The sequence below is a fragment of the Kitasatospora sp. NPDC059795 genome (assembly GCF_042732175.1).
GTDB lineage: Bacteria > Actinomycetota > Actinomycetes > Streptomycetales > Streptomycetaceae > Kitasatospora.
Map to the genome: position 1 here is coordinate 600,401 of NZ_JBHWID010000001.1, position 12,917 is coordinate 613,317.

Below are 12,917 nucleotides of genomic sequence, written 5' to 3' on the forward strand. Positions count from 1 at the left end.
CTCCATGACCATCACCACCCTCTCCAAACCTCAGACCCGGCCCCGACAGGGGGCGCTGGCGTTGGCGGCGGAGCGATTCGAGGAGGCGTTCGCCGACGCGCCGCGACCCGGCGACTGGCCGCCGCATCTCGTTGACACCTTCCGCTTCTTCGCCCGGGGCCTTTCGTACGACCAAGCCGGCGCGCAGCTGTTCATCGCACGCGACACCGTGAAGATTCGGCTCCGCCGGATCCGCCAGCGCCTCGGCGTGGACGGCAGGCAGTTGACCGCTCTTGCGGGACTCGCGCACCGGATCGTCCCGCCGGAGGACGTGGCCGCCCCGACGGAACTGCCGCGCCCGCTGAGCCCCGGGGAAGTAGAGGTCCTGGCCTTGCGCGCGTCGGGCCTGTCCCCCCGGGAGACCGCCGCAATGCTCGGCATCCCCTCCACCACCGCCAAGAGCCGCTTGCAGTATTCCTGCGTGACGCTCGGCATGCCCGGCGTGCTCCGCGCCGTCGTCGCCTGCGCCGTCAACGGCTTCATCGACGTCCCCGGAGTGCCGCGCCTGCACAAGTTGCCCGCCGCCGACACCACCGCGTCAGCGCCACCCCACCAGCACCACCAAACGGGCAGCTCGACTCCCGTGGGGCCCGCATCACCGACACCGTGCGGGGAGCGCCCCCGTGGCGCGACCGCAGTTGCGCTTGTCGTCGCAGCCCAACGGCAGCGCACGCTGCCGGTGCACCCCGGTGGCACGACAGCAACCCCCAGCCTCAACCGAAGGACCTCATGATGGGCGACAGGTACACGATCACGCACGAGCCGGACACCCCCAAGGAATGGTGGCCGGGCCCGAGGGCGCTCGTGTTCCTGGCCGTCGGGGTGGCAGTCGGCTGCCATTTCGTGGGCTCCGGCTCCGGCTCCGACTCCGGCGTCGTTGCCCCGCCCGCCCCGGCCAGCTCCACCCCCGCCCCGCACACCTCGACTCCCACCAGGTAGGCGAGGACCTGTCGCGCGCGACGAGAAGCCGCTGCCGGCGGTCCCACGACAGGGTCACCGCGCCGAAGTACCGCTCGAAGGAACACCTCATGTCCGCCACCACACAGGTCCGGGCCGCGTTGGCCGAGACAGCCCTGCTCCAGGGCTTCAACCCGACCGGTGCACAGCTCCTCCAAGAGGCCCAGAACTGGGTCTTCCGCCTGCCCGAAGCCGGCGTCGTCGCCAAGGTCCACGGCCGCAGCACCACCCACGGCGCGGCGAAGCTCCAGATCCGTGCGGCCAAGGCACTGACGGCGGCCGGTATCCCGACCGCCGCCCCAGTCGGGCGCATCGCCTACCCGATGCGCGCGCGAGGCCACCTCGTCACGTTCACCAAGGACCTGGGCGACCAGCGCCCTACCCCGGGCCAGCTTGGCGAACTCGCGGCCCGCCTGCACCGCACCCTGCCGCTCACCCGGATCGGCCTACCGCTGGCGGACAGGATCACGGCAAGGGCCCGCCGCATCGATGGGCTGCTGTCGGAAGCGATCTCCGACCGCGACCGCGCCCATCTCCACCAGCTCCTCGCGGACGCCGCCCACGCCCACGAGCGCATCGCCTGGTCGACCTACACCGTCCACGGCGACCTCAACCTCGGCAACGCGGCCCTCACCCCCGAGGGTGCCGTCCTGCTCGACCTGGAGACCGTGCACCTCGGCGACCCCGCCTGGGACCGGGCCTGCATGGCGTGGGCCCGCGACGTCTTCGGCTACGACGCCGCCCACCACGAGGACTTCGCGGCCGCCTACGGGCACGACGTCACCACCGCCGACGGCGGGCTGAAGTACCAGGTGCTGACCCCGCTGTTCGGCATAGGCGCGTACCTCTACTACGCGGAATGGGCGGCACGAAGCAGCAGGCCCGAAGTTCAAGCCGAGGCCGACCGCCGCCTGGAAACCCTCCTCTCCCGCCGCCCGCTCCCGTGGAACTGGTCCCCCGTCAATGTGTGAAGCCGACGGTAGCCACGGCCGTCGGAGGAGGGAAGTGCTGATGGCGACGTGAGGTTGAGCCAGCGGAGTGCGGGTCGGACCGGTTTCGGGTTGCCGAGGTGCTCCTTACTGTCCTCATAGGTAACTGTCCGAAACGACCCCTGCGCCGGGGCGGTCAGCCGCCGGTGTCGAGGCCGAAGTCCGCCGACCACGGCGCTTCGGGCTGCTCTTCCCACTCGTGGACGAGATCGCGGTGGAGGAGTGGCTCGGTGCCGTCGGCGCGCTCGCGATGGCCGCGCGGTCGGATACAGGTCCCGCCCTCGGGTCCCTGGTGGCCGCAGGCCGGCCACAGGCCGAGACGGGGGAGCTGTTGGTCGGTCATGCGGCCGACGATAGCGCGCCGATCCGATGCCGGAATGGGGCGGTCGAGCGGAGGAGGCCGGTTGCTGTCCTCGTGGGAAACTGTCCCGAATCACCGCCCATGACGTTCGGTTGGCGCCATCGTGATCAGTGAGCCAGTGATCGGAGGTGACCCGTGGGTCGACACCGGAAGCCGCCCGTCGACGTTCTTCCGGCCGAAGCCGATCTGCTGCTGGAGGCGATCAGCAGCGGCCGCCCGGTCGTCGAGGAAGGCGTCGCGGTCCTGCCGGGCGGGACGGTGCCGTACGCCTACCGGACCGAGGCCGCGCCGGACGGTACGGTCCGGCGTGAACTCCTGCGGCTCGCACCGGGGTTGTTCCCGGAACTGCCTGGGTGAATCGGGTCTGTGGCTGCGCGGGTCATCTCACCATGGCTGTTCGGTGGCCCGTCCGGGCGGGCCGGGATGTCGCTCGCGGTTCCTACGCTCGAACCATGACCACCCCACCCCTCACCCCTGGTACTGCTGTGCCTGATCCCGGCGGAGTGATCGCCGCCGTCGAACGGATGCTCCTGTCCGACGAGACCGTGCGGATCAGCGTGCCCGGCACCCCGGTCTTTGACCCGGACACCGGCCAGTACGTTCCCGGCCCGCCCGAAGTGCTGTACGAGGGGCCGGGTGCGCACCGGGCGTCGGGCGGGCCGGGCCTGGTGCTGCGCCTGGACGGGCAGCCGTACAAGGACGACGGCGACGGCCGGTACCGGCTGTTCACCCCGCTGTCGGCGCCGGTCGCCCCGGAGGCCGCCGAGGTGACGATCGTGAGCAGCGTCGACGGTGCGGCGGCCGGCCGGGTCTTCACGGTTCTCGATCCGGGGGAGACCGGCACGCATTCGGTGGTGCGGGTGACGTGGATGCGCATCACGAAGGCGGGAGCCGCAGCATGACCCTCACGCCCGAGCAGCCCGCCGACCTCGAATCCGTCCGGCAGGTGCTGGAGACGACGGTGATGGTCGATCAGGTGCGGATCGCCCGTCCGACCGGGACCCCGGTCCTCGACCCGGACACTGGCCTCGTCGGCCCGACCCCCACCGCCACGGTGTGGGAGGGGCCCGGCGCGGTGCTGTCCGCTCATGGCCTCGCCGCCGTCGAACACCTTGTTGGCGGCCGTTGGCTGGAGGACACCGCGTCCTGGTACGGCCTCGTCACCCCGCTTGCCGCGCCGACCCCACAACGCGGCGACCTTGTCACCGTCACCGCCGCAGCGTCCCCGAACGCCGGCACGGCTGGCCGAGCGTGGCAGGCCCTTGACCCCGGGGAGGCCAGCACCGTCGCCGTCGCCAGGGTCACTCGGTTGGACGAGGTGATCGTCGCGTAGAGGGTGCCAGATGAACGCGGTGAAACGCGTCGTGGAGCACTCAAATATGGTGGCTCTTTTTGCTGGCGAGACGCCCGCTCGGAGCTGGCCGGAGACCTGCGGGGTTGCTCCGAAAGATTGAGCATTCCTGCTAGGCCGAACGCGCATTGTCGCTGGTCGGAAATCTACCCCTGCGGCAGGGCTGAATTATTGGCCAGCTGATGGCCCGTTGATCGTCGAGGATCATAATGCTAGGCGCTAGGCCGAAAGATTGACCGTTAAAAGCAGGTTGAGTGCATTCTTTGTGGTAGTCTTTTTCGCGTCAGGCTGGACGGCTTGGCACCGCGCAAAAAGGGGCGCCCTGGCACCGGCCCAGAATGCAGGCGGCAGGACGCCCCGACGGGTGCGGAGTGAGGGCCTCATGCGCTGGCGGCGCTGAGGCCCTCATTGCGGGCTCAGGTGTTGACGATGCGCAAGTACTCCTGCGCGCGATCGACAATCTGCATCAAGCAGACGACGATAGTCAGCACCCTGGCTGCTCGCCCGATCCATCTCCACACAGGCGAATCTGCGTTCGAATGATCGCCAGTGCTCAAATCCCGTCTCACCTCCTTCCTGTATGGAGAGAGGTAGCGGCCTGCCATGAGGCTTGCCGCGAAGCAGACGGTATCAGACCGAAACGCTCTTGCTGTGCGTTTCGATAGCCCATGCCGGGACTTTTTGGCGGGTCGCTGAGGGATCGCGTGAACAATACTCTCAAGTTATGCATAGAGTGTTGCTCCGGCGAGTTTCCTGCTAGCTCCTATCTGCGACGGCGGCGCGGGGTCAGGTGTCTCCCAGAATCACCTTTCACTCAACGCGCTATAAGGCATAGAGTGTTGCTCCGTGTGAGTTCGGCCTGGTCTCGGCATGTGGGGCGTGCGGGCCTGCTGCCTGGCGCGTTCACCCGTCACTGAGGCATGGGGAGGGCCGACAGGAACGGCTGGTGTCCGCTGCTGCTCCTACGCTCAAGATCATGACCCCCACCCCCGTACCTTCCGAGGTTCACCGCGTCCGTATCCGGGCGAGCGGCCCGACTGCCCGCCTGGAACTCGACGGCCACGACATCGCCGACCAGGTTGCCTCCTACCAGCTGGTGCACGCCGCCGGGCAGGCCCCGGAACTCCTTCTCGTGCTCCGCCCGAACGTCAACCCCGACTGGGAAGGCGCTGCGCGAGTCGTGGTCGGAGAGGACCCCGAGCCGGGGCCGGCCGCCGCCCAGTTCCTTGCCGCGCTCGACCCGGCCGAGACCGAGCGGGCCGTGCTCGCCCGGCACGACCTTCAGGACGGCGGCCCGAACGAGTTCACGCGGGCGCTGCTCGTCCAGCTCGCCGAGTGGGCGCTCGGCAAGCGGCAGCCCGGCGAGCCCGAGCCGGTGGCCGGCTGATGGCCGCGGTGAGCAGCAACGCCGGCGTTCTCGCGGCTCGTCTCGAAGCGGAGGCCGGGGCGCTGGTACCGGCCGCGGCGGCCGTGGTCTCCCATCAGGCGATGCTGCTGGAGACGGCGATCAAGGCCGCCGCGTCCGGCCGCCCCGGGCCGAACGCGCCGACGGGCGACTACCGCCGGTCGTGGACCACCGAAGTGCGGGCCACCGCCGCCGGGGTCGAGGCGGTCGTCGGCACGAACAAGCCCCAGGCGAACCGGCTGGAGTACGGGTTCGTCGGCGCGGACTCCCTCGGCAGGGTCTACCACCAGCCGCCGCTGCCGCACGTCGGCCCGTCCGTCGACCGTCTCGGCCCGGGGTTCGTCGCGGCGCTCGGCCACCTCGCCGAAGGGATCGTGCGGTGAGTCAACTGACCGACGACGTGCACCAGGCGGTGGCCGGGGTGCTGCACGCCCACGGAGCCGGGTTGCTGTCCCGCGCGGTGCTGGTGCTGGAGGTCGTGGAGGAACAGTCCGGCGAGCTGGGCCTGTACGTGGAGGCGTCGCCGGCGGACATGCCGATGTGGGACCGGGCGGGGCTACTGCGGTACGCCGAGCTGGACCTTGCGGGGCAGGTCACGGCGTGCCGGATCGACGACAACGCCGCGAGCGGCGGCGAGGACGAGGGAGACGAGTAGGTGACGGTGCAGGGACGGGTCGTGTCGCTGGCGGTGCAGGCCGCGCTCAGCGGGGCGACCGGGCGTAGTTGCGGCTACGGGGCGGTGCCGGCCGTGGCGGACAAGCCGACGGGCAACACGATCCCGTACACGGTGCTGTACCCGCAGGGCGGTACCGCGTCCGGGCCTCCGTTCGGTGACAGCCAGGCGGACGGCCGTCTGGTGTACCAGGTCAGTTCCGTCGGGACGACCGCCGAGCAGGCCGAGTGGATGGCCGACAAGGTGCGGCTCGCGTTCTTCGCGAAGACCGCGAAGGGCGACTTCGCGACGGCGATCGTCGCGGCCGGGCACACGGTCATCGGCCGGGAGATCGACAAGGAGGACGGGCCCACTGTCTCGAACGGCGTATACAGTTACATTTCGCGGATCGTGCTGCACGTGACGACACCTGACAGCTGATCACGCCGCCCCCGTCTTCGGGGGGTGTGCACCCTCACCGTGGAGGCCCCCGCACGGACGCCCGGCCGCCGGCACGGGCTGGCTCCCCGACCACCCCGACGTGGGTGGACGTCAGGGGAAGACGGGTCTCCGGCGGAACGATTCACCGGGTCCTGGGCTCCCCGGAAAAGCGAGTCGAGCGTGGCATCCACGCAGCAGCGGTTCATGCGCCGCGGCGTCACCAAGATCCTGTTCCTGACGACGATCGCCGCCGCCACGAACATCCCGACCCGGCCCGAGCTGGTCGCGGGCACGGACCTGTCGAAGCAGACCAGCGATATCGAAGGCTGGTCGTTGGAGAACTCGCCGATCGAAACCCCCGACCTGGGCGCGCAGTTCGCGACGTCGATCCCCGGCGAGGACAAGGCCGCGTCGTCGTCCCTGACGTTCTACGAGGACCTGGCCAGCGACAGCGTCGAGAAGCTGCTGTCCAAGGATGCGCAGGGCTACATCTGCATCCTCCGCAAGGGCGACGTTCCGCAGTCGAAGTCGCTGGACGTGTTCCCGGTCCGGGTCGGCTCCCGCGCGCCGAGCTACAGCACCGGCACCGAACCGGCGAAGTTCAAGGTCAGTTTCTCCATCTCGGATCTGCCGACCCTGGACGCGCCGGTTCCGGCCGCGGCAGCGGGCTGAGGGGACGGGCGATGACCACCAGCATCATCGAACCGCCCGCGGCAGCGGTCGCGGCGGACGCGCACTGGCGGGCGAAGATGGCCCGGCTCCGAGCCCGGCGGCTGCCGGAGCGGACCGTGCGGATCTGCGACGACGACGCCGCGAAGCTGGCCGTCACCGACGCGCAGCTGAAGCTCGCCAAGGCCCGAGCCGAAGCCCGAACCGCAGCCGCCGGCGGCGGTGTTGACGGCGGGCGGGGTGGCGCCGAGGTGGAGGGTCACCCGCAGGTCGTCATCGCCCGTTCGCTCCTCGCCACCGCCGAGCAGGCACTGTCGGACGCCACGGTGGAGGTGACGTTTCGGGCGCTGCCCCGCCCGGTGTGGGAGACGCTTCTGCGCGAGCACGCCCCGACCGAGGAGCAGGCCGACAAGGGCATGGACTACAACGTCGAGACGTTCCCGGCGGCGCTGCTCGCCGCCAGCCACGTCGAGCGGGACGGCACCGGCGCGGAAGTCGACGGCATGAGCGAGGACGACGCCCAGGTGCTGCTGGACGAGTGGTCGGACGCGGACGCCAAGGTGTTGTTCACCGGGGCGATGTTCGTCAACCAGCACACCCGCGCGGACCTGGGAAAAGGCTGATCTCCGACCCGGGCTTCCGGGCGGAGATGGAGCTGTGCGAGACGTACCGCATCCCGCACTCGCAGCTGATGGGAGCTGCCGCCGGCCGGTGGAGCGGGCTGGACCGTGAGAAAGCGGCGGCGTGGGCCGCATACCAGCGGGACGTGTGCCAGGGGTGCGGTACCCGGCCGCAGGAGTGGGACCCGGATCGGGGCGGTGACCGGCACGCGTACGTCGCACAGACGCACCGGTGTGTGGGCTGCGAGCTGATCGAGATGGAGCAGGAGCAGGTCCCGGACGGGGCCGAAGGGCGCGGGGTGAAGATCGGGCTGGCGCAGCCCAGATAGGAGCAGCCCGGTGGCGGGCGCCTACACCCTGTACGTCCAGCTCCAGGCGGGGCTGGCCGGTCTGACGACCGGGCTGCGCGGCGGGGCGCAGCAACTCCGGGCGTTCGACGGCCAGTTGTCGGCGACACGGTCGGAGCTGGAGCGGGTAGAGGCCGCCGCCGCCCGGCTCGGCCGCGCTCAGATGGCGGCGGCGGAGCAGGCCGTCGCCTCCCAGCAGGCGGTACGCGCGGCGGTGGAACGGTCCGCCGCCGCGCAGCAGGCCGCGGGCGTCACCGCCGAGCGGGCCGGGCGGGCGCAGGCCATCGCCGCGCGGACCGCCGCCCGGGCGCAGGCCGAGCAGACCGCCGCGATCGAGGCGACGGCCCGTGCTGCGCGGGCACAGGAACTCGCCCAGACGATGGCCGCCCGCGCGCAGGCCACCGTCGGCGCCGGGGCGGTCGCGGCGCAGCGCACCGCCGCCGCCGCCGCAGAATCAGCCGTCCGGGCCGGTGAGGCGCAGGCCGCTCAGGCCGTGCGCGCTGCTGCCGCGCAGGAAGCGGCCGGGCGCGCCGCCGCGCTGGCGGAGCGCACCAGTGCGGGCGCGGCGCAGGCCGCCGCGGCGGCGAGTGCGGCCCGCGCGACGCTCGCGACGACGGAGGAACAGGCGGCCCGGCGCGCCGGCGCGGCGGCGATGGAACTCGGCCGGGCGCAGACGGAGGCCGCTGCTGCCGCGCAGGCCGCGACCGCAGCGCGCGTGTCCGGCCTCGTCAAGGGCGGTGTGCTGCTCGGCGCGCTCCTCACGGTGGGCCTGGCCGGGGCGATCTCCCTTGAACGCGAGATGGCCAACGTCCTGACGATCTCGGAGCAGATCGACGGCCGGAACGTCGCCGCGTTCACCGACGAGATCGTCCGCCTTTCGACGGAACTCCCGCAGACCGCAAGCCAGTTGGCGCAGGGCCTGTACCAGGTCGTGTCGACCGGGTTCGACGGTGCGGAGGCCATGTCGATCCTGAAGGTGTCGGCGATGGGCGCCTCGGCGGGTCTGACGACCACGGAGACCGCGGCGACGGCGCTGCTCGGCGTGCTGAAGGCCTACGGCATGCCGGCGTCGAAGGCCGCCGACGTCATGGACATTATGTTCCAAACCGTCAACAAGGGCGTCATCAGCTTCGAGGAGTTGGCGCAGCAGCTCGGCGACGTCGTCCCGATGGCCGCCGCCGCCGGGATCAGTTTCGAGGACATGTCGGCCGCGCTCGCGGCGATCACCCTGTCCGGCATCCCCGCGGCCGAGTCCGCGACCAGCCTGAACATGCTGATGACCAGATTGATGAAGCCCACGAAGGACCTCGCCGGGCTGATCCACGATCTCGGCTACGAGTCCGCGGCCAGCGCGGTGCAGCAGGACGGCCTGTTCGTCGTCATGGGCAAGATCAATGAGGCCACCGACGGGCAGGCCGAAGCAACCGTCAATCTTTTCAAGGACATTCGCGCCACACGGGCCGCGCTGGCGCTCGCCGCGGCGGACGGCAAGAACTACGCCGACACGTACCACGCCATCACGGTCGCGGTGGAGCGCGCCGACGCCACCCAGAAGGCGTACGCGCTCCAGATGGACACTGTCGGCGGCCAGTTCGACCTGTTCAAGAACCGTGCCGCCGCCGCAGGCATGGACGTGGCGCGCGTCCTGCTGCCGGTCCTCCAGGAACTCGCCCAGGACGCCAGCATCGTTGCCAGGGCGTTCACCGACCTCCCGGCACCGGTCAAGTCGGCCATGGGCGTTCTCGTCGCCCTCGGCGCGGTGCTCCTCGTCACCCGCGCCGGAGTCGCCCAACTCTCTTCCCAGCTCGTGGCGTTCCGTGCCGCAGCCGCCGAAGCACAGGCCGGCGGCGCCGTACTTCCCGCGGTGCTGCGCGGCGCGAGCCTCGCCGTGTCCGGACTGACCGGCATCCTCGCCATCGGCGTCCTCGGCTACGCCGCCTACTCGGCGAGCAAGCAGAAGGCGAAGGCCGTCACCGACGACCTCACCGCCGCTCTGCGCGCGGAGCGCGAGCAGCACGACGTCGGTGCCGGAATGCGGGCGCTCGCCGAATCCCTCGCCAACAGCGACGACATGAAGAAGCTGAAGGCCGCAGGCCTGGAGATGACGGAGGTCATCGACGGCCTGATGGCCGGCGGGGAGAAACTCGCCAAGCTCAACGAGAAGCTCGACCTCGGCAAGGCCGCGTCGTGGGACCCCAAACTCCAGGGCTTCGACCCGTCGTTCGACAAGGCGAAGCAGATCCTCGCCCAGCGGCGCAAGACGTGGGACGACGCGGTCAAGGCCGACGCGGAGACCGCCACGGCGATGGACCTCGTCACCGCGAAGGTCAAGGGCTCCGTGCACGCCAACATGGCGGCGTGGACGCCGGACCTGACGCTGCCGACCGACAAGAATGGCCAGCCGAAGTACAGCGACGAGATGAAGGCCCTCGGCAAGGCCCTGGGGGACATCGTCCAGCCCGCCGAGGCGTGGAAGGCCGCGCAGGACAAGGTGGGCGCATCCAGCCGTGCCGGTGCCGCGCAGGTCGACGTGTCGAAGCTGTCCATCAGCGGGTACATCGACACGCTCACCGAACAGGGCCGGGCCGCCCGGCAGTTCCAGGGCGACCTGGACGAGCTGACCGCGCGCGGGTACGGGCCGCTCGCCGACCACTTCGCCAAGCTCGGCGACGCCTCCGCCGGCATGGCCCGCGACCTCGTCAACAACCTGAAGGCCGGGAAGAAGGGCGCCGCGGACCAGCTCGCCGACCTCACCAAGGTCACCCGCGCCGGGCTCGACGACTACATGGGCGAGTTGCGCCGACAGCTGGACGCGCAGCGCAACTTCCAGCGCAACCTGTCCGAACTCGCGGTGATGGGCCACACCGAGTTGGTCGACCACTTCGCGCAGCTCGGCGTCTCCTCCGCCGGGATGCTCGACGACCTCGTGACGAGGATCAAGAACGGGCAGGGGCAGGTCGCCGACGAGCTGACCGCCGTCATCGAGGAGGGCGCGAGCCGCTCCACCGCCGCGTACCGGGTCGGCCTGGAGCAGGTCCCGCAGATCGCCGCCAAGTACGGCGCCGACACGGCGAGGGCGTGGGCAACTGCCGCCGAGACCAACGACGTCGCGGCTTTCGGGCGGATCATGCAGCAGATGGCGGTCGCCGACATGTCCGCGGCGGTGACCGCCGCCAGCGACACCGCGCGCCGTGACCTCGGCAACGGCCTGGACCTGATCAACCAGATGGCCACCGCGCGGGGCCTGGACGCCGCGAACGCCCTCGCGAACGCCCTCCTCGACGGTGATGTCGACAAGGCGATGGCACAGCTCAAGGCGCTGTGGGGGGCGTCGCCGCCGATGGACGCGCCGGACCTGAGCAACGTCGTCTCGGCGTTCCAGCAGGCCGGTCTCACGTCGAAGGACCAGTGGGAGGCGATGCTCACGCTGATCGCCCAGGTCTCCCAGGCCAAGGGCTCGGAAGCGGCCTCCAACCTCACCAAGGCCCTCATGTCCGGCGACATGGCGGCCGTCGAGGCGCAGCTGAACAGCATAGGCGCGTCGGTGCGGAACATCCCCGGGCAGAAGACGATCAACGTCAACGTGAACGCGCCGTCGCGGATCGACGTGCCCATCATCCTGACCCCGCAGGGCTCCGCGAACTTCAACAACGGCGCGTGGGACTCGCCGTTCGCCGCCCGCAAGGCCAACGGCGGAATCCTGGAGTTCTTCGCCGACGGCGGCATCCGCGCGCCGCGCGGGCCCGAGAACCACGTCGCGGAGATCGTCCCCGCCGGAACCTGGCGGGTGATGGCCGAGCCCGAAACCATGGGCGAGTCGTACATTCCCCTCGCGCCGGCGAAGCGCGCCCGCTCCAAGGCGATCTTGGAGGAGACCGCGCGGCGCTTCGGCGGGACCGTCCTGTACGGCGCAGCGGGTCGCCTGCACCTGGCCGCCGGCGGGATCGTCAACGCCGCCCGGACCGCCGGTGTGGTGCGGGGCGCGGCCAACTTCACCCCAGGCCGCGGCTCGACCACCACGGTGGTCGTGCGCGAGAGCGCCGCACCGGCACCGCTGGTCGGCGAGATGCCCATCACCGTGTCCGGAACCAACATCACCGGAGAACAGGTCGCCGACGCCGTCATGCGCCGCCTTCGTCACCTTCAGCGCGGAGGGCGGGCCTGATGACCATCGACACCACCAACCTCGCGGACTGGCAGATCGACGTGGCCGGTGTGCGCATCGGCCACGGCACCGACGTCCTGATCGAGGACATCGACGGAATCGGCACGCCCGGAAAGCGCGCCGGTGACCGGGCGATCCCGGGCGAGGACGGCTCCTACCCGGGCCGTGACACGCTCGCGCCGCGCGAGATCCGGATCCGGGCGGGCATCCGCACACCCGGCGACGCCGCAGCCGCGTTCGACCGGCTCGCGGACCTTGAGAACGCCGCCGACACCCGGGTGCGCCTCACCCCCGGTGCCACGGACGTGCTGCGGATCCGCCGCCCAGGACGCCTGCCCCGCCGGCAGCACGGGCGACTGATCGGCGTCCAGGCCGTCAGCATCGCCGCCGCCGCGTTCGGCTGGATACCGATCGAGATCAACTTCGCCGGATCCGACCCGGCCTGGTACTCCGACACCACCTCGGGCCTCACCATGTCCCTGGACACGTCCGGGCACTCGGGCGGTGGCATCACCGCGCCGCTGCGCGCCCCCATGACCACCGGCACCGCCGGAACGACGGCCCGGCCCGGATGGGCCGTCAACACCGGCAACCGGCCCGCGTGGCCGGCGCTGCGGATCACCGGACCCGTCGTCAACCCGCGCGTGTGGATCGACGGCCAGCCGGACGCGGTCCTGAACTTCGCCGTGTCGCTCGGCGCCGGCGAAACCCTCGACGTCGAGACCCGGCCCGGTGTCCGCAACGTCGTCCGCAACGGGCAGGGCTCCGCCGCCACCGTTCTCACCCGCGGCTCCCGACTCGACCTGTTCCAGCTTCCGCCCGGGCGCTCCGAGGTCCGCTGGGCCGCGCAGGACGCCACCGGCACCTCCCGCCTCGCCCTGATCTGGCGCGACGCGTACTCCGCTCTCTGACCCCCCCACC

15 protein-coding genes are annotated in these 12,917 nt (G+C 71.0%); 14 read left to right on the forward strand and 1 reads right to left on the reverse strand.

Going from position 1 to position 12,917, the window contains the following annotated elements:
- Positions 1-4: 4 nt before the first annotated feature.
- From ACFV4P_RS02855 to ACFV4P_RS02865, 3 genes are all read left to right on the forward strand, one after another.
- Entirely contained in the window at positions 5-772 is a 768-nt protein-coding gene (locus ACFV4P_RS02855; RefSeq protein ID WP_380466577.1) for a helix-turn-helix transcriptional regulator, read from the forward strand.
- Positions 772-978 carry a hypothetical protein gene (locus tag ACFV4P_RS02860; RefSeq protein ID WP_380466579.1) on the forward strand — a complete coding sequence of 69 codons (207 nt, stop codon included), beginning with the start codon at positions 772-774 and terminating at the stop codon, positions 976-978. Before ACFV4P_RS02855 ends, ACFV4P_RS02860 begins: the two co-directional genes overlap by 1 nt.
- Positions 979-1,067: 89 nt before the next feature.
- Positions 1,068-1,967 (forward strand): phosphotransferase family protein, encoded by a 900-nt coding sequence (locus ACFV4P_RS02865; RefSeq protein ID WP_380466581.1) that lies wholly within the window; start codon positions 1,068-1,070, stop codon positions 1,965-1,967.
- Positions 1,968-2,121: 154 nt separating this feature from the next.
- Here ACFV4P_RS02865 and ACFV4P_RS02870 read toward each other — a convergent pair whose 3' ends face one another.
- Complete coding sequence (locus ACFV4P_RS02870; protein ID WP_380466583.1) at positions 2,122-2,328, reverse strand: hypothetical protein; 207 nt, start codon at positions 2,326-2,328, stop codon at positions 2,122-2,124.
- 153 nt (positions 2,329-2,481) lie between these two features.
- Between ACFV4P_RS02870 and ACFV4P_RS02875 the strand changes: the two genes are divergently transcribed.
- The 11 genes from ACFV4P_RS02875 (at position 2,482) to ACFV4P_RS02925 (ending at position 12,907) form a co-directional block, all read left to right on the forward strand.
- On the forward strand, positions 2,482-2,703 hold the full coding sequence (locus tag ACFV4P_RS02875) for a hypothetical protein (RefSeq protein WP_380466585.1): 222 nt from the start codon (positions 2,482-2,484) through the stop codon (positions 2,701-2,703).
- 95 nt (positions 2,704-2,798) lie between these two features.
- On the forward strand, positions 2,799-3,248 hold the full coding sequence (locus ACFV4P_RS02880; protein WP_380466587.1) for a DUF6093 family protein: 450 nt from the start codon (positions 2,799-2,801) through the stop codon (positions 3,246-3,248).
- A complete protein-coding gene (locus ACFV4P_RS02885) occupies positions 3,245-3,679 on the forward strand; it encodes a DUF6093 family protein (RefSeq protein ID WP_380466589.1) in 435 nt (144 codons plus the stop codon). Before ACFV4P_RS02880 ends, ACFV4P_RS02885 begins: the two co-directional genes overlap by 4 nt.
- A 994-nt stretch (positions 3,680-4,673) precedes the next feature.
- Positions 4,674-5,084, forward strand: a complete 411-nt coding sequence (locus tag ACFV4P_RS02890; protein ID WP_380466591.1) for a hypothetical protein — start codon at positions 4,674-4,676, stop codon at positions 5,082-5,084.
- A gap of 8 nt (positions 5,085-5,092) precedes the next feature.
- The gene (locus tag ACFV4P_RS02895) at positions 5,093-5,485 is read left to right on the forward strand and encodes a hypothetical protein (RefSeq protein ID WP_380466592.1); all 393 of its coding nucleotides are present in this window, start codon (positions 5,093-5,095) and stop codon (positions 5,483-5,485) included.
- Positions 5,482-5,757, forward strand: coding sequence for a hypothetical protein (locus ACFV4P_RS02900; protein ID WP_380466594.1), 276 nt, complete (start codon positions 5,482-5,484; stop codon positions 5,755-5,757). The genes ACFV4P_RS02895 and ACFV4P_RS02900 overlap by 4 nt, the downstream gene beginning before the upstream one ends.
- A 21-nt stretch (positions 5,758-5,778) precedes the next feature.
- Positions 5,779-6,195, forward strand: coding sequence for a hypothetical protein (locus ACFV4P_RS02905; RefSeq protein ID WP_380466595.1), 417 nt, complete (start codon positions 5,779-5,781; stop codon positions 6,193-6,195).
- A gap of 204 nt (positions 6,196-6,399) precedes the next feature.
- Entirely contained in the window at positions 6,400-6,867 is a 468-nt protein-coding gene (locus ACFV4P_RS02910) for a hypothetical protein (RefSeq protein ID WP_380466597.1), read from the forward strand.
- Between the two features lie 11 nt (positions 6,868-6,878).
- On the forward strand, positions 6,879-7,487 hold the full coding sequence (locus ACFV4P_RS02915; protein ID WP_380466599.1) for a hypothetical protein: 609 nt from the start codon (positions 6,879-6,881) through the stop codon (positions 7,485-7,487).
- 336 nt (positions 7,488-7,823) lie between these two features.
- Complete coding sequence (locus tag ACFV4P_RS02920) at positions 7,824-11,996, forward strand: phage tail tape measure protein (protein ID WP_380466601.1); 4,173 nt, start codon at positions 7,824-7,826, stop codon at positions 11,994-11,996.
- On the forward strand, positions 11,996-12,907 hold the full coding sequence (locus tag ACFV4P_RS02925; protein ID WP_380466603.1) for a hypothetical protein: 912 nt from the start codon (positions 11,996-11,998) through the stop codon (positions 12,905-12,907). The genes ACFV4P_RS02920 and ACFV4P_RS02925 overlap by 1 nt, the downstream gene beginning before the upstream one ends.
- The last annotated feature ends 10 nt before the right edge of the window (positions 12,908-12,917 follow it).

Bases quoted from the DNA above. Each gene is read 5' to 3' on its own strand.
- ACFV4P_RS02855 (WP_380466577.1), top strand. From the start codon at position 5: ATGACCATCACCACCCTCTCCAAACCTCAGACCCGGCCCCGACAGGGG.
- ACFV4P_RS02860 (WP_380466579.1), top strand. From the start codon at position 772: ATGGGCGACAGGTACACGATCACGCACGAGCCGGACACCCCCAAGGAA.
- ACFV4P_RS02865 (WP_380466581.1), top strand. From the start codon at position 1,068: ATGTCCGCCACCACACAGGTCCGGGCCGCGTTGGCCGAGACAGCCCTG.
- ACFV4P_RS02870 (WP_380466583.1), bottom strand. From the start codon at position 2,328: ATGACCGACCAACAGCTCCCCCGTCTCGGCCTGTGGCCGGCCTGCGGC.
- ACFV4P_RS02880 (WP_380466587.1), top strand. From the start codon at position 2,799: ATGACCACCCCACCCCTCACCCCTGGTACTGCTGTGCCTGATCCCGGC.
- ACFV4P_RS02885 (WP_380466589.1), top strand. From the start codon at position 3,245: ATGACCCTCACGCCCGAGCAGCCCGCCGACCTCGAATCCGTCCGGCAG.
- ACFV4P_RS02890 (WP_380466591.1), top strand. From the start codon at position 4,674: ATGACCCCCACCCCCGTACCTTCCGAGGTTCACCGCGTCCGTATCCGG.
- ACFV4P_RS02910 (WP_380466597.1), top strand. From the start codon at position 6,400: ATGCGCCGCGGCGTCACCAAGATCCTGTTCCTGACGACGATCGCCGCC.
- ACFV4P_RS02915 (WP_380466599.1), top strand. From the start codon at position 6,879: ATGACCACCAGCATCATCGAACCGCCCGCGGCAGCGGTCGCGGCGGAC.
- ACFV4P_RS02925 (WP_380466603.1), top strand. From the start codon at position 11,996: ATGACCATCGACACCACCAACCTCGCGGACTGGCAGATCGACGTGGCC.